The sequence below is a fragment of the Leuconostoc sp. XM4 genome (genome assembly GCF_055698815.1).
On the sequence record NZ_CP134507.1, the window covers coordinates 834,588 to 858,478 of the forward strand.

The following is a 23,891-nucleotide window of genomic DNA, read 5'->3' on the forward strand; positions in this document are numbered from 1 at the left end:
AACTAGCAATTAGCTGGTTTTTTTTGATGGATTTTCTAGACTGCAATCTTTTGTAGCAGTGTTTTATGCTTTTGTGAGAAGGATAGTTCAATGTATTTATTTCTCATATGAATGTTTCACGAGCACAATGGTGCCATATATTTGTGGCGTCAACAGATAGGGTAGAATATTTTGAACTTGACATTGAAGTTTACTTCACAGTTTATAATAACATTGTTAGTTGGCATTTCTAGAAAGTAAAAAGGAGAAAAATATGCGAATTTTAGAAATATTGTTAACAATAATAACCTTGTTAAGCCTAATATTTTCAGTATGGGGGCACTGGAAAAAAACTACTTACTACTGGTTATTATCAACCATGCTAGTTATAGGCGGACTGCATGTATTTATCGATAAAGTACGTATCCAAATGTTAGGCACATATTTAATAGCATTTTTATCTATGGGATACATGTTATATCGCCTAAACCACCAAAATAATCACCGGAAACACGCTGTTTTGAAAGGATTATTTACATTTATAAGCATCTTGGTAATTTCTATATCAACATTCATGAGCATCATTTTACCTGTTTTCACCATGCCACAACCCTCAGGTAAATATGGTATAGGTGAACAGACTCGAATCTTGGTTGATTCAAGTCGATCGGAAACATTCACAAAAACTAGCTCTGATAAGCGAAATGTGGCTGTTAGTGTCTGGTATCCGACAAATAAAAAAGCAATGACATCAAAACAAAAAGAATCCTATCCAAGTAGTTTAGGCGAAGCAATGAGCTTGGTATTTAATTTACCGAAACAATTATTTAGTCACTTATCATTAGTTAAAACGCACGTTGTAAAGAATGCTAGTATCTCTAATGATAAAAAGAATTATCCAGTCGTTTTGTTTTCACCGGGGATACGTTCAACTAGATATCAAAGCATGTCAGCGATTGAAGAGCTTGTCAGTCGCGGATACATCGTTGTTGGTATGGATCATCCGTATACATCGGCTAAAGTAACATTATCAAATGGTAAAACTGCCTATTACCAAGCAGATCCAAAATACAATACTTCTAAAGGGCTCTATAACTATAATGTCAAAAGTGTGGCGGTTCGATCTAAAGATGTTACTTTTGTAATTGATAAACTGTCTGCATGGAATCAGTCGAATTCTAGATTTACTGGAAAGTTAAATATGAATAAAATTGGTATGTTTGGTCATTCCTTCGGTGGTGCAACGACAGCTGAAGCGTTAGCACAAGATAACCGTATTAAAGCTGGTGTGAGTCTGGAAGGGGGGTTCTGGGGTACGGTAGCAACTAAAGGTGTTTCACAACCATTTATGTACATTATGTCAGGTAATACGGCCAAAAGCTTAAAGCCTCATGCTTCTGTTAAAGAGCAAGTGACGTATAAAGAATTTAAACCTGATTTGAATTCTGTCATGAAGAAGAGTATTAATGATACATACTTTTTGACGGTAGATAAATTTTACCATCAAAGTTTTACGGAAATTTCTTACATTTCACCGCTTCTTTTTGCAAGAGGGCTGACACCATACCATACTGTTGATATTACAAGAACGTATGTTAGTGATTTCTTTGACCACTATTTGAAAGGCGATAAAGAAAAGCTCTTGACTAAGAAATCTAATAAATACCCTGAAGTGATTTTCAATAAACAATACACAAATTCGAAAAAATAAGCTATGCATGACAACAGTATGATAAACTCAATGTATGATTAATTTTATACAATTGCTACATTGCAAAGAATAAGATTAAAACGATCATATAAAAGGACTAGCAGTGCCAGAAACATTTCGGCGCATTTTTATTAAATATGGCAAATAAATATGAAATTGTTAAAAAAGACATTTTAGAAAAAATATTGAGCGGAGAATACGATAAAAATCAACAGCTGCCAACAGAGAGCGAAATGATGACAGCATTTTCTGTCAGCCGTTATACCGTACGACGTGCTATTTCTGATTTAGAAAATGAAAAGTATGTTTATCGTGTGCAAGGTGGCGGCTCGTTTGTGGCTGATTGGTCGGCTGCAAAAAAATATGAGGAAATTCCCAAAGTAATTGGTATCTTATCTACTCATGTGGCATCTTATATTTTTCCAGCAATTATTGATGGTGCTGATCAAGTGCTATCTGAAAATGGATTTTCGCTTATTTTGGCTAACACCCATAACGACCCAAAACGTGAACGCACAGCATTAACAAATTTGATGAGCCAAAATTTGGGTGGATTAATCATTGAACCAACCCAAAGCGCCATCGATACACCTAATATTGATTTGTATCAAAAAATTGCGCAACTAAATATTCCGATGGTTTTCATTAATGCATCATACAATAATTTTGAAGGTACCACGTTGGTCAGTGATGATAAAAATGCAATCTATCAGGTAACGGAATATTTGATTAAACGCGGACATAAAAGAATCACAGGTGTATTTCAAGTTTCTGATGTTCAAGGTATTCATCGTTTGAATGGCTTTCTTCAGTCGTATCAGAACCATCCGAATATCTTACCAGAGAGTTCCTCGATCATGTATAAATCTGATGAAGTGAATGAAGCACTTCAAAATATGCGTGAATTGTTGGTGAAAAATCCAGATCAGAGGCCCACAGCCGTCATCGCGTATAATGATCAATTAGCGATACGCATTGTCGATTTGATTCATGAGGTGGGGCTTAAAGTACCACAAGATATCTCCGTGATTGGTTTTGATGATTTCCAATTATCACAATATTTGTCTCCTAGGTTGACAACGGTGTCACATGCTAAAGAGAAAATGGGACAAGATGCGGCAAGGTTGCTGTTACAGAAAATCAAACATCACAAGGTCGAGTCGATTGTCTATCATTCTCAATTGATTGAAAGAGAATCAGTAAGTGATATTAGTTAAATTAAACGGCTAAAACAAAGCTAACTAGAATCTATCTTCTAGTTAGCTTTTTTGTGTTTTTAAAAATAAGTTATCGTATAAAAATATATTTATTTGACTTATACGGACAAATGTTTTATAGTTTGTTTGTAAGCGTTTCCAAAAAATGATTATTCTAGATAGTATTGTTTGATTCCGAGTCGCTTCAAAATAACTAATGTCGCTACAAGTACAAATACAGAGGATGAAAAATGGCTGATATAAAAGATTACAAGTTTTGGTTTGTGACAGGATCTCAATTTCTGTACGGTCCTGAAGTACTGAAACAAGTTGAAGAAGATTCAAAAAAAATTATTGAAAAGTTAAATGAATCAGGTAATTTACCTTATCCAATTGAATTTAAAACTGTTGGTGTGACAGCTGAAAACATTACTGAAGCAATGAAAGAAGCAAATTATGATGACTCTGTTGCTGGTGTTATCACATGGGCACATACATTTTCACCAGCTAAAAACTGGATTCGTGGCACGCAATTGCTCAACAAACCATTGCTCCATTTGGCAACCCAAATGTTGAACAATATTCCATACGATTCAATTGATTTTGATTATATGAACTTAAATCAGTCAGCACATGGTGACCGTGAATATGCATTTATCAATGCTAGGCTTCGATTGAATAATAAAATTGTCTTTGGACACTGGGCTGATGAAGCCGTTCAAGTACAAATCGGCAAGTGGATGGATGTTGCGGTTGCTTACGAAGAAAGTTTCAAAATTAAAGTAGTTACTTTTGCTGATAAGATGCGTAATGTTGCGGTAACTGATGGTGACAAAATCGAAGCGCAAATTAAATTTGGCTGGACGGTTGACTATTGGGGTGTTGGCGACTTAGTGACGTATGTTAACGCAATTGATGATGCTGATATTGATAATCTATATACCGAACTTCAAGATAAGTATGACTTTGTTGCTGGGCAAAATGATTCTGAAAAATATGAACATAATGTGAAATATCAATTACGCGAATACCTTGGTATCAAGAGATTTTTGACTGATAAAGGTTATTCGGCTTTCACCACTAATTTTGAAGACTTAGTTGGCCTTGAACAATTGCCTGGTTTGGCAGCACAGCTTTTGATGGCAGATGGATTTGGATTTGCCGGTGAAGGGGACTGGAAGACGGCAGCCTTAACACGTTTGTTAAAAATTGTGTCACATAATCAAGCGACAGCATTTATGGAAGACTACACTTTGGATTTGAGACAAGGTCACGAAGCAATTCTCGGATCACATATGCTCGAAGTGGATCCAACGATAGCATCAGATAAACCACGTGTTGAGGTGCATCCTCTTGGAATTGGTGGTAAAGAAGATCCCGCTCGTTTGGTCTTTAGTGGACGTACTGGTGATGCTGTTGATGTGACAATTTCTGATTTTGGTGATGAGTTTAAGCTAATTAGCTATGATGTCACAGGAAATAAACCAGAAGCTGAAACACCATATCTACCAGTTGCTAAGCAATTATGGACACCAAAGGCTGGTTTGAAAGCGGGTGCAGAAGGTTGGTTAACAGTAGGTGGCGGACATCACACAACATTGAGTTTCTCTGTTGATTCTGAACAGCTGACAGATTTGGCCAACTTATTCGGTGTCACATATGTAGATATTAAGTAAAGGGCATAATCATGGAAAATGGATCTACAAAAAGAATCGCCAGTTCATTTATATATTTCTTTGGTGCATTTGGCGGCATTTTATTTGGTTACGATATTGGCGTTATGACTGGCGCTTTACCATTTTTACAAAAAGACTGGCATCTAACAGATGCAGGGACTATCGGTTGGATCACTTCAACCCTTATGTTAGGAGCAATTCTTGGCGGAGCATTAGCTGGACAACTGTCAGATAGATTAGGTCGTCGTCGAATGATACTGGCTTCATCATTTATCTTTGCAGTTGGTGCAATTATGGCTGGTGTTTCTCCAAATAATGGGGTGGTGTGGTTACTAATTGCTCGCTTCCTCTTGGGCTTAGCAGTTGGTGCAGCTTCGGCATTAGTACCTTCATATATGTCCGAAATGGCACCTGCCAAAAATAGAGGTCGGTTATCTGGGTTGAATCAGCTGATGATTGTTTCTGGAATGCTTTTATCATATATCGTTGACTATTTGCTACAAGGCTTGCCGCATACGATTGCTTGGCGATTAATGCTTGGATTAGCAGCTGTGCCGGCAATCATACTTTTCTTTGGTGTTCTTCGTTTACCTGAGTCACCACGATTTTTAGTGAAAACGCACAAATTAGCCGAAGCACGACAAGTGTTAACTTATATTCGTACTGCCAGTGAAGTGGATCCAGAGCTAGAAGACATACAAAATACTGTAGCAATTGAGTCCGGTGCGCAAAAAAATATTACTTTAAGTACATTATTTTCCAGTAAGTATCGATATTTAGTCACCGCGGGTATTGGTGTGGCAGCTTTCCAACAGTTTATGGGTGCCAACGCAATATTTTACTACATTCCGTTGATTGTTGAAAAAGCAAGTGGACAAGCTGCGTCAAGCGCATTACTATGGCCAATCGTACAAGGTGTGATACTTGTCCTAGGCGCGTTGTTGTATATGGTAATAGCAGACAAGTTCAAACGGCGTACGCTACTGATGGTCGGTGGAACCGTAATGGCATTGTCATTCTTAATGCCATCAGCACTCAATGCATTGGTGGGTGCAGACAAGTTTCCACCTATGCTGATAGTGGTATTTCTGTCAGTATTTGTTGCTTTCTATTCATTCACTTGGGCACCACTCACCTGGGTATTAGTTGGTGAGGTATTTCCGTTAGCAATTCGCGGTCGTGCTAGTGGATTGGCATCGTCATTTAATTGGCTTGGTTCCTTTGCTGTAGGGTTATTATTTCCTATCATGACGGCTGCCATGCCGCAAGCAACGGTATTTGCTATCTTTGGTGTAATTTCAATCATCGCCGTCTTATTTATTAAGTTTGCCGTACCCGAAACTCATGGCAGAACGCTTGAAGAAATAGAAGCGCAAGGAACAAACCATTAAAGAGTATTCGATAGATAAACTGGTTCAGTTGAAATAGGGAAATCGCAGAGCGGGCATCTTGTACTGGTTGGCGTTTTTCCATAAAGGAGAGCATATTTATGGCAGACGAAAAAATAAAACAAGCGATTAAAAATGGTGAAGTTGCACTTGGTGTTGAATTTGGTTCGACGACGGTAAAGGCAATCTTAACAACTGAAGATTTCAAAACAATTGCTTCAGGTAGCTATGAATGGGATAACAGTTTGCAAGATGGGCTGTGGACATATGCGATAGATGATATTTGGCTGGGATTGCAAACAGCTTATAGCAATCTTAGAAAGAAAGTATTTGTCGATTACAATGTTGAGATAAAAAAAATCAAAACCATGGGATTTTCAGCGATGATGCATGGTTATCTAGCATTTGATAAAAACAATGAATTATTGGTTCCTTTTCGTACATGGCGTAATGCCATCACTGAAGAGGCATCGCTAGAATTGACAAAATTATTTGAATTTAATATTCCACAACGTTGGAGTGTTGCCCATCTTTATCAAGCTATTTTGAACCAAGAGACCCATGTCAAAAACATTGAATTTTTAACAACCTTGGCAGGCTACGTTCATTGGCAATTAACTGATCAAAAAGTTATAGGTATCGGGGACGCTTCTGGAATGTTCCCAATTGATGAGAAAACTGGGAGCTACAGTCAGCGCATGCTGAGCCAGTTTGATTCTTTGAAGTCTGTCCAACAATATAATTGGCACATTCAAGACTTACTACCAAAGCCATTAACAGCTGGTGAGGTTGGTGGGTACTTAACAGAGAAAGGGGCGAGGTTACTTGACCCTAGTGGCAATTTATCAGCAGGAGCAACTATTGCACCTCCGGAAGGAGATGCAGGAACGGGTATGGTGTCAACTAACAGTGTTAAAAAACGTTCTGGAAATATTTCAGTAGGTACATCAATTTTTTCTATGATTGTACTAGAAAAAAGTTTACAGCACGTTTATACAAATATTGATATAGTTACAACGCCTACCGGCTCGCCAGTAGCAATGGTTCATGCCAATAACTCAGCATCTGATTTGAGTGCGTGGGTCAAACTATTTTCGCAATTTTCTAAGATGATTGGCAGTAATATTTCTACCAGTGAATTATACCAAGCACTTTTTAATACCGCATTGACGGAAGCAGAACCAGATGCTGGTGGTCTGTCTGGTTACGGTTATTATTCTGGTGAGAATATTACCGCGGTCCCAGAAGGACGGCCATTATTAGTGCGACAACCAGATTCTGAATTCACTATTGGTAATTTGATGAGATTTCATTTTTTCACAGCATTTGGTGCTATTAAAATCGGTATGCGTATTCTATCTGACGAAAAAGTTTTGACAGACAATATCGTGGCGCAAGGAGGTGTCTTCAAAACGCCCATTGTGGCACAAAAATTATTAGCCGCAGCACTAAATACCGATATTACCGTAATGAAAACAGCAGGTGAAGGTGGCCCATGGGGAATGGCCGTGTTGTCTTTGTACACGATAAATAAAAAAACAACTCAAACTTTGGATGATTTTTTGGATAATAATGTGTTTATCAATGAAAAATACGAAACCTTATCTCCCGAACCTGAAGATGTTCAAGGATTTGAACAGTTTATGGAGCGATATGTCGCAGGGCTAGATATTGAATTGACAGCGATTAAAACATTGCCATCAAAAAAAGAGAAGGAGTAAACGTTATGTTAGAAGATTTGAAAAAAGAAGTTTACGAAGCTAACATGGCTTTGCCAGCTAATAATTTAGTGACCTTAACTTGGGGAAATGTTTCCCAAGTTGATCGCGAGAAAGGGGTTTTTGTAATTAAGCCTAGTGGTGTTGATTATAATGACCTCAATCCTGAAGACATGGTGGTTGTTAGTTTAGATGGGCATGTTGTGGAAGGAAATTTGAATCCTTCTACAGATACCCCAACCCATGCATTTTTGTACCGACATTGGACTGATTTGGGTGGAATCGTTCACACCCATTCAAAATGGGCTGTTGCCTTTGCTCAAGCAGGAATACCAGTTCCTGCTGCTGGAACAACCCATGCGGACACATTTTATGGGGATGTTCCAGTCGCTCGGCGTTTGACTAAAAATGAAGTAGATAGTGAGTACGAACTAAATACTGGGAAATCAATTGTACGCGCGTTTGAAAGTGAAGATATTGATCCCACGGCAGTTCCGGGTGTTTTGACGAATGATCATGGACCATTTACATGGGGGAAAGATGCTATGGATGCGGTTCATAATGCTATAGTTTTGGATGTTGTAGCTGAAATTGATTATCATACTATGAGCCTTAATCCTTCGCAAGATATTCACGTACCACAATATTTGTTAGACCGTCATTACTATAGAAAACACGGTGTAAACGCATATTACGGACAAAATACTCATTGAAATATAATTTATTAAGATAGTTAAAGTTAATAAAAAAGAGTCCTTTTTTAAGAGCTCTTTTAATGCAATTACCCTTCTAAAAACTATAGGCAAAATTTTTGTAACCGCTCTCTACTAATGATATAGTAGGCATAACAAACAAAGTGTTTGTTAAACAATATACACGTTATTAGTGCGTGTCAAGATTGTGCTGAGTATTGTATGAAAAAGGGAGGAATTATATGACAAACATAAATGGAGAATATGCAAAGCAGAATTTTCCAAAACAGAGTCAACCTGAACCAGGATTACAAAGCAAGATGTCGCCAACACCAGATGATGGTGCAGCAAGTTACGTTGGGCATGACCGCCTGAAACATAAGAAAGCACTGATAACCGGTGGTGACTCAGGAATCGGCAGATCTGTGGCGATAGCGTATGCGCATGAAGGTGCTGATATTGTGTTAAATTATCTTCCTGAAGAAGAACCAGATGCACAAGAAGTTAAGGGCATTATTGAATCATTGGGTCGTAAAATCAAGCTAGTTCCAGGTGATTTAAAGAATGAAGCATTCAGCCAAAAGTTGATTGATGAAGCAGTTTCATTTTTTGGTGATTTAAGTATTTTGACGTTAGTAGCTGGCAAACAACAAGCGGAAGTTGATATAGCTAATTTGTCGACACAACAAATAACCGACACTTATGCAACAAATGTTTTTAGTCTCATTTGGCTTGTTAAAGCGGCTTTACCACATATGCAACCTGGCAGCAGTATCATAACAACGAATTCTATTCAGGCAGAGCAACCATCGTCATTTCTCGTGGATTATGCAGGTACAAAAGCTGCTATCAAGAATATGACGATGAGTTTGGCTAAACAATTGGCTAATCGAGGGATTCGCGTGAATAGTGTGGCACCTGGTCCCATTTGGACACCTTTGCAGATTGTTGGTGGACAGTTACCGGAGAACATTCCAACATTTGGCCAATCGACACCCATCGGTAGAGCTGGTCAACCGGCAGAATTAGCAGGCGCTTATGTTTTCCTAGCATCAAATGAATCTAGCTATGTAACAGGTGAGTCAATCAATGTTACTGGTGGCTTAAAGTAAATCATGAGCTCCTTTGAATTTCGTAGATACTAATCAGAAATTTGGTTGGATCAACGAAGAAAGTGGAGAAAAGATGGATAAAAAGAATAAAAAATTTGGCTTTTGGGATAAACTGTCAATGCTTTTGGCGTTGTCTCAATTATTGTTCAGTTTCTATTATTTTGTCAGAAATTGGAAGAAAACAAAAGAAGATTAACAAATTTTCATTTTAGGCATAAAGGAGGAAAACTATGTTCAAAACTGTACTTAAGGTATTGTTGGCATCTACATTAATTCTAGGCGGTATAGCAGTTGGAGGGACCATATTTGCAGCTAAAGGCATCGACAAAGCTGGGGACCGTTTGGAAGAGGAAATCCATAATTAAATCATTAAACAGATAATAACGATAGCAACTTATTGATGAGGAGCTGTTGTTTTTTTAATCTTTACAAAACAACTCATAATTTCATTGTTTTGTAAAGGGGGTAAGCGTTATTTTTGTAAACGCTTTCCGTTAGTGTTATATTTAGGCTAGTGAATTGGATATCATAATTCATAGAGAAGAGAATGGAGGAAAGATTATGATTTGGTCATTAATTGTAGGTGCCATTATTGGTGCCATTGCAGGTGCTATCACAAATCGTGGTGAGTCAATGGGGTGGATTAGCAATATTATTGCTGGTCTAATCGGATCGGCTATTGGCCAGGCTTTGTTGGGTCAATGGGGACCTAGCTTGGCGGGAATGGCAATCATTCCTTCGATAATTGGTGCTGTGATTCTTGTACTAGTCGTGTCAATGGTGCTTGGTATGAGAGCAAAACAGTAGCATAAGGTAATAGAGAGGTATGATATGAAGAAAAGTCAAAAAATTGTTCTGAGTATTTTCAGCCTCGGATATTTGGTTGGGCTTTGCTTGTTGATATGGCCAAAAATAATTGATGAAGTGTTCAAATTTTTAGCAGAGTTTAATATACATTTAGACTTTAAGAGCGACCTTTTCATTTATTACTATGGTCTTGTACTGCTGGCACTGACCGTGCTTGTGTTTTTACTCATATTGATATGGCCGGTAGAATTACCAGATATTCCTTTGAAGCAAACCAAAGAGGGACGGCTTGCGTTGAGTAATCATGGTATCAACCAGTTTATTCAGACAAAGCTCTCAGGTGAAGATTTATCAAATATTAAAGTGAGATTGAAAAATACTCGTCGTCAACGAAAATTTTATATTGTTGCTGATTCAGTTTATAAACAGGCGACAGTCGAAGAATTACCTCGTATTTCATACGATTTAACGAAAAGCTTGAATGATTTACTCGCTGGCATAAATCGAATTCCCATTAAAGTTGATATTAAAGTAAATCAGAAATCAAACTCAAAGCGTAAAGTCACACGTGTGATTTAAAAAGGAGTGCGGATATAATGAAAGACAAAAAATCAATTAATATTTGGGTTGGTGGTCTTGCGGGTTTCATTCTGTCAACTCTATTGGTAACTGTAGGATTTTGGAAGACGATTTTGATTATAGTTGTCACCTTACTAGCAGGTTGGATTGGCTACTTGCTCGAAGCTTATAATGTCGATTTATCAATTGTCTCTAAAATATTTACACGTAAAAATTAATTATTTAGATATAGAAAGGATTTAATTATGTCTACAGAAAAAACAACTACACAAAATACTGCAACAGAGAATCGTCAACCTAAAGGTGAATTAACATTTGATGACAAAGTGATTCAAAAAGTAGTGGGCTATGCAATTGAAAACGTGACAGGATTGCTAGGTGTTGATGGTGGTTTTGTCGCAAACATTAAAAATAAAATTGTGAATACGGATAACCCCACTGATGGCATTGGTGTCGAGGTCGGAAAAGAACAAGTTGCGGTAGATTTAGATATTATCATGGAATATGGACACAACGCACATGATATTTATCAGCAACTAACAGAAGTAATCACAAAACAGGTGCGAGAAACAACAAGTTTGACGCTAGTTGAGTTAAATGTTGAAGTAGTTGATATTCAAACACAAAAAGAATTTGATGAATCACAAACAAGCCTACAGGATCGCGTAACAGACGCTGGTAGCACAATCAAAGAAAAAACTTCAGATGGCGTTGATGCCGTGAAAAAAACAACTTCTCAAGCAGTGAACGATGACGATAATCGTGTCAAGTAAACGTAAAAGCGGTTTGAAGTTGCAGTAGCAAGTCTCAGCACAGCGGTCTAAACGTTGTGCTTTTTATATTAGAACTAGGTTGATGTAAGCTATGAAGCGAATAAAAATTCAAAAATTTTTGCATAAACACGGGAATGTTTTCTTGCTTGCCTTGACTAGTGGTACCTTAGTAGCTTTGCTAACTTCTTTGACTGCGTCTTGGGAATACATTCTCCTAACAGGATGGGACTGCGCTATATTCGTACTTTTTTGTTTAGTAATTTACTCTTTTTATCCGATGGATCAAGGCCGGCACACGAAGAAAGTAATTCTCAAAGAAGGTATTCGATATCCACTGATTGATGCGTTTGTTGTCTTTTCAAGTGCAGTGAGTGTGTTTATTGTGATTTTGTTATTAACTATCAGCAAAGGCAGTCGCCTGGAAATTGTATTTTGTATTTTTAGTGTTTTTTCTTCTTGGAATTTGATTCAATTATTGTACGCTATTCATTACACGGAAATTTATTACCAAAATAATGGTGGTGTGTCATTTAATGCAAAGGGTCTTCCTAATTTCTGGGATTTTTTGTATTTAGCCTATACCATTGGTATGACTTACCAAGTTTCGGATACAAATTTTTCTACAACCCGTTTTCGAAAAGTTGCATTAGGGCACTCACTCATTTCTTTTGCCTTTAGTACACTCCTCATTGCCACTATGATTAATTTTATAGCCAGTTTGATTAGTAGTCACTAAGCCCTTTTTAGAATCAAACGTGATAAAAGTGCAAGCTAAATATTTGCGGAAAAAATATGACAGTGGTAATCTGGACTTAGGTTCTGATAGAGAACCAGAAGGAGAGATATCATTATGGGATTAATTTGGACACTTATCGTAGGTGCAGTTATCGGTGCTATTGCAGGAGCAATTACAAGCCGCGGTGCAGCTATGGGATGGATTAGTAACATCATTGCTGGTTTAATTGGGTCTTGGTTAGGTGAAAGCCTTCTTGGATCATGGGGACCAAGCTTAGCAGGAATGGCACTTATTCCTTCAATTATTGGTGCAGTTGTATTAGTCTTAATCGTATCTTGGATTACTAGTCGCACAAATAAGTAATTTATAAAAACTCACTGCGTAAAACTATAATTAACTGTTTTACACAGAAAGTAGGTATAGGAGAAACTTATCATGACAGAAAACAAAAATAAAGACCAAAATAAAGAAGAGCAGGTTAAGGATCAAAAGGAAAAGATTGATCCTGAGTCAACTGCCGAAAATACTAATCTTTATGAACATGATCCAAAAAACGCTGATTATAAAAAAGCTGATTAAGGATTACATTAGTATTGCCACTAAAGCTTAAATTTGTTAGTTAACAAGTTAGGCTTTTTTATAAACCCTTTTGCAGTAGAATAGGAGACATTTTTAATGAGTTTGAATGAGTTATATGAACTAAATGATGGGCATCAGTTACCAAAAATTGGCTTGGGAACCTTTCAGATTCGAGGTTATCAAGGCGTTGACCAGATTTTAAATGCTATACAAATCGGTTACCGATTGCTTGATACGTCTACAAATTATGACAGTGAAGGTGCGGTTGGAGAAGCTATTCGTCGTTCAGGTATCCCACGCTCGCAATTTTATGTAACAACAAAACTTCCTGGTAAATATCATCATTTCGACGATGCTCTGAAAATCATTGAAGAATCATTGCTTCGTTTAGGATTAGACTATTTGGATCTTTATTTGATTCATTGGCCACTTCCTAAACGAGACAATTATGTGGAGGCTTGGCAAGCATTAATTGAGGCACAAAGGCGTGGACTAGTTCGTTCAATTGGTGTGTCCAACTTTGAAAAGGAACATCTGGATAAGATTATTTCAGCAACGGGGGTCACACCGGCTGTTAACCAAAATGAAATTCATCCATATTGGCCGCAGGAATCATTGGTGTCTACTAATCAAGAGTATGGTATCGTAACTGAGGCTTGGAGCCCATTAGGTCGAGGCAGTAGCGAATTAACAGAACCGTTAATTTTAAAACTAGCCGAAAAATATGATAAAAATGCGGGTCAAATTATTTTGAGATGGCATATACAACGTGGTATTTTACCAGTTGCTAAAGCTACCACTCCTCAGCATCAGCGACGTAACTTAGATATCTTTGATTTCACACTGACAGAGACTGAGGTTAGCCAAATATCTGATTTGGAACGTAAAGATGGGCGTGTGGATGACCAAGATCCAAAAGAATACGAAGAATTTGTTTAAGTGATTTATGGTTTTCTCACTTTTAAAATTTTTACAAAGGAATATTGAAAAGTATGAAAACTAAATCAAAAAAAGTTAAGCTGAATTTTCTGCATTACTGTGTTTACGTTATATCATTAGGCGGATTTCTATTTGGCTATGATACTGGTGTGATTAACGGTGCACTGGCATTCATGAGCCGTCCGGACCAACTGAATTTGACACCGACCTTACAAGGCGTTGTGTCCAGTTCATTGGTTATTGGTGCTTGTTTTGGGGCACTGGGATGTGGTCGAGTTGCTGATAAAATTGGTCGCCGTAAAACGCTACGAATCATTGCAATCGTATTTACAATAGCTACGGTGCTTTGCGCTGTTGCCATGAACTTTTGGCTTATGTCACTTTTTCGATTTGTATTAGGTTTAGCAGTTGGTGCTGCATCAAGTTTGTCACCAATGTATTTAGCAGAAATTTCACCGGAAAATTTAAGAAGCGCCAATGTCAACAAAAACGCTATTTTTATTGTACTTGGTCAGTTATGTGCTTTCATTGTAAATGCAATATTAGGCAACATCTGGGGCCATTGGGGTCCAATTTGGCGTGTTATGGTGATTTCTGGTGCGGTTCCATCAATTATTCTGTGGGTAAACTCGTTTCGTATCAGCGGTAGTCCGCAATGGTTACTTTTAAAGCATCGTTTTAACCGAGCTCGAAAAATATTTCGTCGATTGGGATTTAAAAATACTAACCAGCTTATCAAATCTCAAAGTGATCAATCTAGTGAGCAAAACGATAATGAATTTAATTGGTCAATAGCATTAAAAAACAAAAAATTGTTTTATTTGTTAGTGACAGGAATTGTGATTGCTCTGATTCAGCAAATCTCAGGTGTAAACACCGTGATGTATTACGGTACAATTTTACTTGAAAAAGTTGGTATGGGTGAAAGTGGCTCCTTGTACGCCAATGTGTTAATTGGTGTCGTTTCTGTTATTGCTAGTATATTTGGTACTCGAATGATAGAACATGCCAATCATCATCGCATGTTGATTATTGGTCTGATTGGTAACGTTGTTTTTATGGCGCTACTTGGAACTATTATGAAATCTAGTGTTTTTTCTCAAGGAATAACTAATGCTTTGGTGCTTGTCAGTTTAACGTTGTTTTTGGCTAATCATCAAGGTATTGTAAGTCCTGTTACATGGCTCTTGTTAGCCGAAATGTTTCCTGGAAAGGTTAAGGCGCAATTTATGTCCGTGGCTACAGCAACAACTTGGATAACCAACTTCGTCATTAGTTTAATCTATCCCCAGTTAGTTGCTATTCTTGGAACAGCATTGGTATTTTTCGTTTTTGCTATGTCAAATGGATTAAGTATTGTGTTAGCAAGTCTGTTTGTCAATAGTAAAAAAATGGCAAAGGCTTATGATACAGCTAGTCTATCATAGCCTCCAAAAAGGAGTGTAGTTAATGGCTAATTTTTACATTGATACGACAGAAGTCGTTCATGAAATTCCACAAAATGATCGTCCAAAATTTTATATGTTTGGTGTACCACGTTATACAAATATGGGTGATCAGGCAGTATCATTGGCTGAAAGAAAATATATTGAGAACGAATTTCCAAATTATCAGTATATTGAAATTATTGAGGAAGACGGTGATGAGGCGATACCTGTTGTCCAAGAGAATTTGCGTAAAGATGATGTTATTGCGTTTACTGGTGGTGGCAATATGGGTAATTTGTATCACAACCACGAAGAGGCAAGGCGTAAAGTATTTTCGACATTTGTTGACAACCTTACGATCTCATTTCCCCAATCAATTCATTTTGAGGATAATGAGGATGGTGAGATTGAAAAAAGAAAAAGTCAGGAAGCCTATAGCAAGAACCCAAATCTTGTTCTTGTAGCTCGCGACGCACAAAGCTTTCATCGTATGCTTACGACTTTTGACAATAAAGTTATTTTCACGCCGGACATGGTATTATACATGAATTCGGTGGACTGGAAATTTGAACGTAATGGGGCTTTGTTTGTTTTGCGTCATGATTCAGAGAAGGTTGTCAAACAAACCACCATTGATAAAATAAAAGAAATACTCGGTGGGGACAGACCAGTGGAACGTGTTGATACCGTATTAGATGAACCAAAAGAGATTACGCCGATCACACGTGACACCTTGTTTGAGCAACAGCTGGAGTTGTTTTCACACCAAGAAATTATTATCACAGACCGTTGGCATGCTATGGTTTTCTCTGTCCTCACTGGGACACCATGCTTGCTTTTTGGAAATAGTTATGGAAAAGGGAAGCACGCGTACTTTGATTGGTTAGAGCATGTGAATTGGATTGATTACACAGATGAAACCGATATCGATCGAATTGAAAGTAGTTTAAAGGAACTGATGAATCAGGACCGTCATGATTATAATGTGAAAAAAGACTTCCAACAACTCCATGACATTATTGAAGAAAATATATCTAAATAATAATTTTAAGAACTTAGTACTTTTTGGGGCTAGGTTTTTTATTTGCAGTTAGGTAAGTGAGGGTGAGAAAATCCTCAAGTGTAAGCGCTACCAATAAGTGGTATAATTCTGATATAAATATATTTTTTATTCTTAAATAGAATGAATGGTTGTATTGAAAACAAAAAAGGAGTTGAAAGAATGAGCACAAAATTTAATTTATCCTTTGTACAAGGGCTAACCGTTCGTGAAAAAGCAGAATTAGTAACGGGGAAAGATTTCTGGTTTACCGCGGAAAATATTGAAAATGATATACCAAAAATCATGGTAACAGATGGCCCTTCAGGATTGCGAAAACAAGCAAGTAGTGCAGACGCACTAGGCTTGAATCAAAGTGTGGAAGCCATTGCTTTTCCAAGTTCAGCGTTGATGGCTAGTTCATTTAATGTGGACATGCTTTATGAATTAGGTCAAAATCTTGGAACAGCATCTAGAGCTGAAAATGTGTCAGTTTTATTGGGGCCAGGTATTAATATTAAGCGTTCTCCATTGGCAGGAAGAAATTTTGAATATTTTTCCGAAGATCCATATCTAACTGGAGAACTAGGAAGCGCTTATGTGAAGGGCGTGCAATCGCAAGGTGTTGGCGTGAGTGTCAAGCACTTTGCAGCCAATAATCGAGAAGATCAACGTTTTACCTCGTCCTCGAATGTTGATGAACGTGCTTTACGTGAGATATACTTGCTGGCTTTTGAAAAGATTGTCAAAGAGGCACATCCAGCAACGTTAATGTGCTCTTACAACGCGATTAATGGTGTGCTCAATTCTCAAAATTATCGTTTGTTAACCGAAATACTGCGTAATGAATGGGGATATACTGGCGTCGTTATGTCAGATTGGGGAGCAGTAGCCGATAATATTGCTTCGCTAAAAGCAGGTTTAGACTTAGAAATGCCTGGAAATGGTGCATATTCGATTGATAGAATTGTATCTGCTGTCCAAAATGGTCAGCTAGAAGAATCAAAATTGGATATCTCAGTATTACGCGTACTGGCGTTGGTTGAAAAGTTCCGTGTTAGCGAAGATGATAGTACGGATTATGATAAGAATAATCAACATGAGTTTGCTCGAAAAGCAGCAGAGGATAGCATTGTTTTACTAAAAAATGATGACGATGTTTTACCAATTAAACAAACTGAACAAATTGCATTAATTGGTGAACTAGCCCAGAATCCAAGATATCAAGGTGGCGGTAGTTCACATGTAAATGCATACAAAGTTGTTACGCCACATGAGGTTGCAAGCAACAGTGATTACAATGTTACTTATACTGCAGGGTATAGCTTATCTGAAGAAAAAGGTAATTTAGATTTAGAACAGCAAGCAGAATCTATTGCTGAGTTGAGTGACAAAATCATTTTCTTTGCTGGTGTTCCAGAACAAGATGAGTCAGAAGGATTTGACAAAAAAACCATTGATTTGCCGGAAAATCAAGTCAATTTGATTCAAAAGCTATCAGCAATTAATCCTAATATAATTGTTGTTCTTCAAAATGGATCAGCGGTTGCAACACCTTGGAGAAATAAGGTAAAAGCAATTGTAGAAACTTATTTAGCCGGCGAAGCTGTCGGTGAGGCGACATGGAATATTCTTACTGGTCAAACAAATCCGTCAGGTAAATTAGCAGAAACTTTTCCTGAAAAAATTGAAGACACACCGGCATACGGTACGTTCAATGCTAGTGTAGATGAAGAAAATTACCATGAAGGAATATTTGTTGGTTATCGGCATTATGATTTAAAGAGGAAAGAGGTTGCGTTTCCATTTGGACATGGATTAAGCTATACAGATTTTAAGTATGAAGATTTGGAAATAGTAGCTAATACGAAAAAGCATGTCACGGGTAAAATCAAAATAACCAATGTGGGCTCAATATATGGCAAAGAAACAGCTCAAATCTATATTCAAAATCTAGAAAGCCGTGTTGAGAAACCTCGTCAAGAATTAAAAGCATTTGTTAAAGTCGGACTCAATCCAGGAGAAAGTAAAACTGTCGAATTTTTCTTAGATCGGAGAAGTTTTGCTTGGTATAACGTGAAAAAAAGTATCTGGCAAGTTGATCAAGGTGACTATAATCTAAAAATAGGTAGTTCTTCGCGCGATATTAGATTAGAAAAAACGGTTTCTTTAGAGATGGGCACGACAAATAATCGTCCGATCAGCGGAGACACTTATATTAGCGAAATCATTAACCGAGATGGTTTACATGAATCACTCGTGGCGTCTGGTTTACAAACAGCGATTGAAAGTATTAGTTCGTCTGATAGTAATCGAGAGCTAATGGAAAACTTGCCACTGCGGGCAATTATTATGATCGGAGCAAATGTAGATCAAGTGAACAAGTTCATTGAACTAGCAAATAATTGATCTACTCGTTTGTAAATTTCATTGAAAATGGTTACTCAAAGATGGCTAGGTTAGTGTACAAACAGATATAAATAGATGCTTGCAAACTACTCAATTTCATTGTATACTTACTTTTAGTAATTAGAAAGAAGGTCACATAAATGACAAAATATGGTGTTGTTGTTGGTTCGATTCGTGAAAACTCATTTTCAAAGGGAGTAGCTGATGCACTTGTTGCTGGTCTGCCTGAAGATGCTGAGGTAAATTACTTAAATATCAGTAACTTACCACTTTACAATCAAGATTTTGATGCTGATTCGCCTGAAGAATATACAAAGTTCCGCGCGGCAGTTGCTGAGCAAGATGCATTTATCTTTGTCACACCTGAGCATAACCGAAGCATTTCAGCAGCTTTGAAAAATGCCTTAGATGTTGCTTCTCGACCTTGGGGTGAAAACGCATGGGCTGGCAAACCAGCGCTAGTCGCTTCACAGTCAGTTTCTGGTATTTCTGGTGTATTGGCTCATCACGTGCTACGTCAATCTTTGGTATTCTTGGATATGCCAACTTTACAACAACCAGAATTGTATATTGGCAATGTTCAAAACTTAGCCGATGAAAATGGTCATATTACTAACACAGATACGCAAAATTTCCTTGCAAATGCAGCAAAGCAATTTGTTACATTCGCACAAAAGTTTTAATTAAGAATATAAAAAAACCTGACTTTAGAAATAAGTCAGGTTTTTTTATGCGCCTTTAAATGCGATTAAAATTAAAATGAGGGTATAATAAAGATAGAGGACTTAAATAATATGGATAAAAACCAGTTTAAAAAGGGAAACGATGATCCAGTCTCAGAAGACAAAGAATTCAATTCATTTTTTTCTGAAGTACTGCAACGATTTCCTGACAAAACCTCAAAGATTATACAGAATTCATATGAAAAATCGAAATCCAGGGCGGACAAGATATTTTTTAAAAGTCGATCGAATCTTGATCAAGTTTTTGATACCTTTTTGACGGGAGTTGATCAACAAACAGCTCAGAAGTGTCATCGAATTATTCACGCTGCATCATTGAGTGCTGCAATTGTGGGCTGCTCGCCAATTCCGTTCTCAGATGCGTTTTTACTAGTACCAATTCAACTAACTATGATGTCACGATTGCATAAATTGTTTGGGCAATCATGGTCAGAAGGTTTAGGTAAAAGTTTATCTAAGGAACTGGTAGTTGTAGGTCTTGGTCGTAGCGCAGTGGGGAATATTATTAAATTTATACCAGCTGTGGGAACTGTATCCGGTGCTGTAATCAATGCTTCCGTAGCTGTTTCAATCACCGAGGCTTTGGGATGGGTGACAGTGAAAATGTTAAATGATGGTGAGGACATATTTGAACAAGCTATGTCATTTCGAGGGCAGTTTGAAATCCTCTTTAAAGCACTTAGAAAAGTGAAAAAATAATTTTAAAAAGCATATCTCATGAGGATATGCTTTTTTATAATTATTTGACATTAATTAAGAAACATTATAAACTATTTTGGTTACGTATTAATTGCTAGGGGGAAGCATTGAACATGGGGAAATTAAAAATAGTTTTAAAGTATTTGGTATATGCATTTTTACTCAGTTTTGTATTGGATATCGGCGGATTTTTTAGCGGAATATATGCTGAGCGTAGCGGTTTATCCGAGGAATGGCTTGAAAATAGTCAGGTAGCCATAGTTTTCATGTTGATTAGTCAAATTACTTTACCAATTTTTTTGATGTTTCAATATAAAAGTCGGAAAAATGATCTTAGAATTATAATGCCCTTTGCTAAAGATAAAAAGGTATACAGATATTTGATAGGGTACGCTGCAGGGGCAATATTCTTTGTACTAACTTGGATAATAGCAGTTGCCTTTGGAGGATTTCAAGTCATTAATATTTGGCATATAGGTAATGTGCTGTGGCTCGTTCTCTTTCTTTTAGGTTTTTGTATTCAAGGCATGGGCGAAGAAATATTAGTTAGAGGCTATTTGTTAGGTAAATTAAGTCAACATTTAAGCCGTGCTTCAGCTATTATAATTAGCTCGCTTTTTTTCGCTGCGCTACATTTGGCAAACCCAGGAATAACTAGAGTAGCTTTCTTAGAACTATTTTTGTTTGGTGCTATCATGGCTATGATTCGAATTGAAACCGAAGATTTGTGGGTGGTGGGTGCCTTTCATGGTGCGTGGAACTTTTTTCAAGGGCCAATTCTTGGTGTTGCAGTTTCTAGTACCAACAGCGGTGCGCCAATTTTCAAATCAATTCCAACACAAGCTTATGAATGGTTAAATGGTGGGCGTTTTGGCATCGAAGGGAGTGTAATGAGCCTAACGTTACATGTTGCGTTATTTGGTGCAATCGCAGTTTGGATTAAATTAAACAAGAACAAATCAAAAATTATTTGCGAATCTACTAAATAATTTCTTTTTATTTTGACCTAATGGTTGATTATTTTTTTGGTCTAAATAGGGTAATTTGGAAAAATTCGTCTGAATCGTCATTATCTAGGATATGTTCGATTGAAACGGTATCGATTTCAGCATGGATTTGCAGTTGTTTTGAGTTTAGCACTTTTAAGGTTGATAATATTGCTTGCTGATTGTGTATTTGTCCCACTGTGATATGGGGTGTATATGGAAACTCAGGGCGTAGAAAGGGTGAGAACAAAGGGGATTGATATAAAACATCATGCATCTTTTGAATGACCGAACACCCCTCGTCAACAGGTAGCCAAAGATAACTTTTCTCATCAGACGAAAAATTTTCAAAGGTCACTTTGAAAGCCGAGAATGGTTTTAAAATCGTTTGAATATTTTGGATAATGACTTCGTCTGTAGCCTCACTTTCAAATGGAAACACAAGAGTTATGTGTGGACGAATATGTGGATATAAGGGATCAAGTTCGCGCCTAATATTTTGGATTGTTGTTATTTCTGAAAGTTTAGGAAATATTAAAATAGAACGTAACATAAACCTTGCCTCCTTAAATAAATTTAACTTGTGTTTGTAGTATATCAAAATTTAATGTACACAGTCTTCATAAGAAACAAAAAGTTATCAATATATTATATATTGATAACTTTTTGTTTCTATATGTTAAAATTTACTTATTTATTGATTAAAGTCAAAACAATATCATCTTTATCGACTTTACTACCAATTGGTTTTACAATGTTGAATTCAGAAAGGACATTAGAATTTGTTATTGTCACAATAACGGTGTCATCAAAGCCAGCATCCTTTATTGACTTGTCCCAGAACTCAATGAGTAGATCACCTTTCTTAACATGTTGGCCGCGCTCGAAGTAAGTAACAAAACCTGTCCCTTGCATAGCAACAGTACCAATACCAATGTGAATTAACGTGACTAGACCAGTGTCTGAAACAAGGCCAATGGCATGTTTCGTTGAGAAGGCAACGCGAACGGTTGCATCAAACGGCGCATAAACCCGACCATCGCTCGGACGAATTGCAAATCCTTGACCTAGAGATCCTGAAGCAAATGCATGGTCATTAACGGATGAGAGATTAATTAATTCACCGGCAATAGGCGCATTGTATGTGTACTCACCAGTTTTTAATTCAGGCGTGGTTGTAGTCGTTGTTGTGTCAACAAATTTCTTTCCCCATGTTTTTTCAAGTTGGTCAACAATTTCAGCGTGCTTGCGCTCAGTAAGTGTTACTTTGCGATAAAATACGTAGGTGCCGATTAAAATAATAACAATTGGCAAACCAAACATAATGGTTTTGAAAATGGATTGTCCGGACCCTGTTACTGAAGAAGCTGTAGCACCAGTTGTCATTCCAGCGACTACGGCAGTTAATCCGACGACGCCGTTTGAAATAGCACCAGCTAGTTTATCTAATAGTGGACGAACTGACAACGTTAATGATTCATCACGATGCCCGAGCTTCAGTTGACCGTACTCCACAGAATCAGAGATTGTCATGAGAACCACTAAGAACACAAGTGGTTGTGGAATGGCAAATAATTCAGCAGCGATTAGAACCATTGTGAGTGACTGTCCTGCAAAAATAAACAGAACTAATCCGATAATCATGGTTAAGATACACCAGAAAAATAAATTACGTCGATTAAGTTTATCAGCTAATTTTGGAAATAGTGAAACAGATAGTAAGCCAGTCACAATGTTTAGTGAGGCGAAAATTGAGAAAGCAGATGAGTTTCCTAAAATAAAAGTGAAATAATATAACTCTAGTGAATTAACAAGAGTGACGCCCGTGGTGTAAAAACCATAAGACAAGGCAATCCACATGAGCTGATCATTATGCGTTAGAATATGGATAACATTTTTGAATGTTGTTTTTTCTTTGTTCTTACGTAGGTCGGAATCAACTTCTTTAGTACCAACACCAACAGCGACCGCACTCAGCCATGCGATTACCGCAATAATAACAGCAAACCAGAACCAACCACGAGTGTCACCAGTACCATCATTTTGATTCAAAGAGAAAAACAAAACAATGGGCATAACAACAACGCCGACTAAGTTTCCACCGATAGTAGAACCGATACGGGCAAAAGTTGCAGTTTTTTCACGTTCGCGTGAGTCAAAAGTTAATGCCGGTATCATTGACCAGAACCCAATATCTTTAAATGAATAGAAGATATCCATAATAATATAGATTATGCCAAAGATAATCAAATAAAGAAGTGGGTTTGATTTATTTAGACCGCCCATATTTGTGAAAAGAATGATCAGAGCAACTGATCCAACCGTTCCACCAACAACCACCCAAGGTTTAAATTTACCCCATCGAGTGCTTGTATTATCAATTGCATTACCAATAAATGGATCAATTGCTAATTCAACAAATCGTAGTAGAAAGATAATTAGCGTAATGGAACTAATCATTTTGTCATTTTGCGCGGCATTACCACTATTGAACAAATGTGTGGTAACAAACATAATGAAATACGTTGATAATGTCGCAAAAAACATATCATTACCGAATGCACCAAAAGCGTATGAAACGCGTGATGTCATTGACTGCTGGTTAGACTTCATAATTGTAATCTCCTTTTTGTAGTAGCTAACATCTCAATAGTAAGCGCTTTCATTTAAAAAATCAATACTTTTTAGTAAATATTTAGTAAA

The 23,891-nt window shown here is 37.2% G+C and carries 25 protein-coding genes; 23 read left to right on the forward strand and 2 right to left on the reverse strand.

Annotated elements, in window-relative coordinates:
* Nucleotides 1-253: 253 nt before the first annotated feature.
* From RHP64_RS04205 to RHP64_RS04315, 23 genes are all read left to right on the forward strand, one after another.
* Complete coding sequence (locus RHP64_RS04205) at nucleotides 254-1,690, forward strand: alpha/beta hydrolase family protein (RefSeq protein WP_061514815.1); 1,437 nt, start codon at nucleotides 254-256, stop codon at nucleotides 1,688-1,690.
* Nucleotides 1,691-1,827: 137 nt separating this feature from the next.
* The gene (locus RHP64_RS04210) at nucleotides 1,828-2,907 is read left to right on the forward strand and encodes a GntR family transcriptional regulator (protein ID WP_011679622.1); all 1,080 of its coding nucleotides are present in this window, start codon (nucleotides 1,828-1,830) and stop codon (nucleotides 2,905-2,907) included.
* Nucleotides 2,908-3,137: 230 nt separating this feature from the next.
* A complete protein-coding gene (araA, locus tag RHP64_RS04215) occupies nucleotides 3,138-4,562 on the forward strand; it encodes an L-arabinose isomerase (protein ID WP_014324600.1) in 1,425 nt (474 codons plus the stop codon).
* Between the two features lie 11 nt (nucleotides 4,563-4,573).
* Entirely contained in the window at nucleotides 4,574-5,953 is a 1,380-nt protein-coding gene (locus RHP64_RS04220; RefSeq protein ID WP_025268008.1) for a sugar porter family MFS transporter, read from the forward strand.
* Nucleotides 5,954-6,051: 98 nt separating this feature from the next.
* Nucleotides 6,052-7,671: a xylulokinase gene (locus tag RHP64_RS04225; RefSeq protein ID WP_025268009.1), complete on the forward strand. Its 1,620-nt coding sequence runs from the start codon at nucleotides 6,052-6,054 to the stop codon at nucleotides 7,669-7,671.
* 5 nt (nucleotides 7,672-7,676) lie between these two features.
* A complete protein-coding gene (locus RHP64_RS04230; RefSeq protein WP_025268010.1) occupies nucleotides 7,677-8,381 on the forward strand; it encodes an L-ribulose-5-phosphate 4-epimerase in 705 nt (234 codons plus the stop codon).
* A 221-nt stretch (nucleotides 8,382-8,602) separates the two neighbouring features.
* Entirely contained in the window at nucleotides 8,603-9,472 is an 870-nt protein-coding gene (locus RHP64_RS04235) for an SDR family oxidoreductase (RefSeq protein ID WP_002827666.1), read from the forward strand.
* Nucleotides 9,473-9,485: 13 nt separating this feature from the next.
* A complete protein-coding gene (locus RHP64_RS04240) occupies nucleotides 9,486-9,668 on the forward strand; it encodes a hypothetical protein (protein ID WP_014324606.1) in 183 nt (60 codons plus the stop codon).
* Between the two features lie 34 nt (nucleotides 9,669-9,702).
* Nucleotides 9,703-9,837 (forward strand): hypothetical protein, encoded by a 135-nt coding sequence (locus tag RHP64_RS04245; protein WP_014324607.1) that lies wholly within the window; start codon nucleotides 9,703-9,705, stop codon nucleotides 9,835-9,837.
* A 196-nt stretch (nucleotides 9,838-10,033) separates the two neighbouring features.
* Nucleotides 10,034-10,279, forward strand: a complete 246-nt coding sequence (locus tag RHP64_RS04250; protein WP_011679630.1) for a GlsB/YeaQ/YmgE family stress response membrane protein — start codon at nucleotides 10,034-10,036, stop codon at nucleotides 10,277-10,279.
* Nucleotides 10,280-10,303: 24 nt separating this feature from the next.
* The gene (amaP, locus tag RHP64_RS04255) at nucleotides 10,304-10,858 is read left to right on the forward strand and encodes an alkaline shock response membrane anchor protein AmaP (protein WP_004909522.1); all 555 of its coding nucleotides are present in this window, start codon (nucleotides 10,304-10,306) and stop codon (nucleotides 10,856-10,858) included.
* Nucleotides 10,859-10,875: 17 nt separating this feature from the next.
* Nucleotides 10,876-11,076: a DUF2273 domain-containing protein gene (locus RHP64_RS04260; protein ID WP_002827661.1), complete on the forward strand. Its 201-nt coding sequence runs from the start codon at nucleotides 10,876-10,878 to the stop codon at nucleotides 11,074-11,076.
* Nucleotides 11,077-11,103: 27 nt separating this feature from the next.
* Nucleotides 11,104-11,631 (forward strand): Asp23/Gls24 family envelope stress response protein, encoded by a 528-nt coding sequence (locus RHP64_RS04265; protein ID WP_014324609.1) that lies wholly within the window; start codon nucleotides 11,104-11,106, stop codon nucleotides 11,629-11,631.
* Between the two features lie 91 nt (nucleotides 11,632-11,722).
* Nucleotides 11,723-12,367, forward strand: a complete 645-nt coding sequence (locus RHP64_RS04270; RefSeq protein ID WP_011679633.1) for a DUF1345 domain-containing protein — start codon at nucleotides 11,723-11,725, stop codon at nucleotides 12,365-12,367.
* Nucleotides 12,368-12,481: 114 nt separating this feature from the next.
* Nucleotides 12,482-12,730, forward strand: a complete 249-nt coding sequence (locus RHP64_RS04275; protein WP_010280269.1) for a GlsB/YeaQ/YmgE family stress response membrane protein — start codon at nucleotides 12,482-12,484, stop codon at nucleotides 12,728-12,730.
* A 72-nt stretch (nucleotides 12,731-12,802) separates the two neighbouring features.
* Nucleotides 12,803-12,946, forward strand: coding sequence for a hypothetical protein (locus RHP64_RS04280; RefSeq protein ID WP_004909504.1), 144 nt, complete (start codon nucleotides 12,803-12,805; stop codon nucleotides 12,944-12,946).
* 96 nt (nucleotides 12,947-13,042) lie between these two features.
* A complete protein-coding gene (locus RHP64_RS04285) occupies nucleotides 13,043-13,885 on the forward strand; it encodes an aldo/keto reductase (RefSeq protein ID WP_025268013.1) in 843 nt (280 codons plus the stop codon).
* Between the two features lie 53 nt (nucleotides 13,886-13,938).
* Complete coding sequence (locus tag RHP64_RS04290) at nucleotides 13,939-15,312, forward strand: sugar porter family MFS transporter (protein WP_011679635.1); 1,374 nt, start codon at nucleotides 13,939-13,941, stop codon at nucleotides 15,310-15,312.
* A 22-nt stretch (nucleotides 15,313-15,334) separates the two neighbouring features.
* Nucleotides 15,335-16,354, forward strand: a complete 1,020-nt coding sequence (locus RHP64_RS04295) for a polysaccharide pyruvyl transferase family protein (RefSeq protein WP_025268014.1) — start codon at nucleotides 15,335-15,337, stop codon at nucleotides 16,352-16,354.
* Nucleotides 16,355-16,534: 180 nt separating this feature from the next.
* Entirely contained in the window at nucleotides 16,535-18,760 is a 2,226-nt protein-coding gene (locus RHP64_RS04300; protein WP_071951895.1) for a beta-glucosidase, read from the forward strand.
* Between the two features lie 140 nt (nucleotides 18,761-18,900).
* The gene (locus RHP64_RS04305; RefSeq protein WP_004164145.1) at nucleotides 18,901-19,443 is read left to right on the forward strand and encodes an NADPH-dependent FMN reductase; all 543 of its coding nucleotides are present in this window, start codon (nucleotides 18,901-18,903) and stop codon (nucleotides 19,441-19,443) included.
* A 111-nt stretch (nucleotides 19,444-19,554) separates the two neighbouring features.
* Entirely contained in the window at nucleotides 19,555-20,202 is a 648-nt protein-coding gene (locus RHP64_RS04310) for a YcjF family protein (protein WP_025268017.1), read from the forward strand.
* A 113-nt stretch (nucleotides 20,203-20,315) separates the two neighbouring features.
* Complete coding sequence (locus tag RHP64_RS04315) at nucleotides 20,316-21,191, forward strand: lysostaphin resistance A-like protein (protein WP_462785069.1); 876 nt, start codon at nucleotides 20,316-20,318, stop codon at nucleotides 21,189-21,191.
* Nucleotides 21,192-21,219: 28 nt separating this feature from the next.
* On the opposite strand, the gene RHP64_RS04320 is transcribed toward RHP64_RS04315, so the two are convergent.
* Nucleotides 21,220-21,741 (reverse strand): 2'-5' RNA ligase family protein, encoded by a 522-nt coding sequence (locus RHP64_RS04320; protein WP_061514817.1) that lies wholly within the window; start codon nucleotides 21,739-21,741, stop codon nucleotides 21,220-21,222.
* Nucleotides 21,742-21,878: 137 nt separating this feature from the next.
* Nucleotides 21,879-23,801, reverse strand: a complete 1,923-nt coding sequence (locus RHP64_RS04325) for a glycoside-pentoside-hexuronide (GPH):cation symporter (protein WP_061514818.1) — start codon at nucleotides 23,799-23,801, stop codon at nucleotides 21,879-21,881.
* Nucleotides 23,802-23,891 lie beyond the last annotated feature (90 nt).

Bases quoted from the DNA above. Each gene is read 5' to 3' on its own strand.
- RHP64_RS04325 (WP_061514818.1), bottom strand. From the start codon at position 23,801: ATGAAGTCTAACCAGCAGTCAATGACATCACGCGTTTCATACGCTTTT.
- RHP64_RS04210 (WP_011679622.1), top strand. From the start codon at position 1,828: ATGGCAAATAAATATGAAATTGTTAAAAAAGACATTTTAGAAAAAATA.
- RHP64_RS04285 (WP_025268013.1), top strand. From the start codon at position 13,043: ATGAGTTTGAATGAGTTATATGAACTAAATGATGGGCATCAGTTACCA.
- RHP64_RS04290 (WP_011679635.1), top strand. From the start codon at position 13,939: ATGAAAACTAAATCAAAAAAAGTTAAGCTGAATTTTCTGCATTACTGT.
- RHP64_RS04320 (WP_061514817.1), bottom strand. From the start codon at position 21,741: ATGTTACGTTCTATTTTAATATTTCCTAAACTTTCAGAAATAACAACA.
- RHP64_RS04245 (WP_014324607.1), top strand. From the start codon at position 9,703: ATGTTCAAAACTGTACTTAAGGTATTGTTGGCATCTACATTAATTCTA.
- RHP64_RS04220 (WP_025268008.1), top strand. From the start codon at position 4,574: ATGGAAAATGGATCTACAAAAAGAATCGCCAGTTCATTTATATATTTC.
- RHP64_RS04250 (WP_011679630.1), top strand. From the start codon at position 10,034: ATGATTTGGTCATTAATTGTAGGTGCCATTATTGGTGCCATTGCAGGT.
- RHP64_RS04295 (WP_025268014.1), top strand. From the start codon at position 15,335: ATGGCTAATTTTTACATTGATACGACAGAAGTCGTTCATGAAATTCCA.
- RHP64_RS04205 (WP_061514815.1), top strand. From the start codon at position 254: ATGCGAATTTTAGAAATATTGTTAACAATAATAACCTTGTTAAGCCTA.
- RHP64_RS04225 (WP_025268009.1), top strand. From the start codon at position 6,052: ATGGCAGACGAAAAAATAAAACAAGCGATTAAAAATGGTGAAGTTGCA.
- araA (WP_014324600.1), top strand. From the start codon at position 3,138: ATGGCTGATATAAAAGATTACAAGTTTTGGTTTGTGACAGGATCTCAA.
- RHP64_RS04260 (WP_002827661.1), top strand. From the start codon at position 10,876: ATGAAAGACAAAAAATCAATTAATATTTGGGTTGGTGGTCTTGCGGGT.
- RHP64_RS04305 (WP_004164145.1), top strand. From the start codon at position 18,901: ATGACAAAATATGGTGTTGTTGTTGGTTCGATTCGTGAAAACTCATTT.
- amaP (WP_004909522.1), top strand. From the start codon at position 10,304: ATGAAGAAAAGTCAAAAAATTGTTCTGAGTATTTTCAGCCTCGGATAT.
- RHP64_RS04235 (WP_002827666.1), top strand. From the start codon at position 8,603: ATGACAAACATAAATGGAGAATATGCAAAGCAGAATTTTCCAAAACAG.
- RHP64_RS04270 (WP_011679633.1), top strand. From the start codon at position 11,723: ATGAAGCGAATAAAAATTCAAAAATTTTTGCATAAACACGGGAATGTT.
- RHP64_RS04230 (WP_025268010.1), top strand. From the start codon at position 7,677: ATGTTAGAAGATTTGAAAAAAGAAGTTTACGAAGCTAACATGGCTTTG.
- RHP64_RS04300 (WP_071951895.1), top strand. From the start codon at position 16,535: ATGAGCACAAAATTTAATTTATCCTTTGTACAAGGGCTAACCGTTCGT.
- RHP64_RS04280 (WP_004909504.1), top strand. From the start codon at position 12,803: ATGACAGAAAACAAAAATAAAGACCAAAATAAAGAAGAGCAGGTTAAG.
- RHP64_RS04275 (WP_010280269.1), top strand. From the start codon at position 12,482: ATGGGATTAATTTGGACACTTATCGTAGGTGCAGTTATCGGTGCTATT.
- RHP64_RS04265 (WP_014324609.1), top strand. From the start codon at position 11,104: ATGTCTACAGAAAAAACAACTACACAAAATACTGCAACAGAGAATCGT.
- RHP64_RS04315 (WP_462785069.1), top strand. From the start codon at position 20,316: ATGGGGAAATTAAAAATAGTTTTAAAGTATTTGGTATATGCATTTTTA.
- RHP64_RS04310 (WP_025268017.1), top strand. From the start codon at position 19,555: ATGGATAAAAACCAGTTTAAAAAGGGAAACGATGATCCAGTCTCAGAA.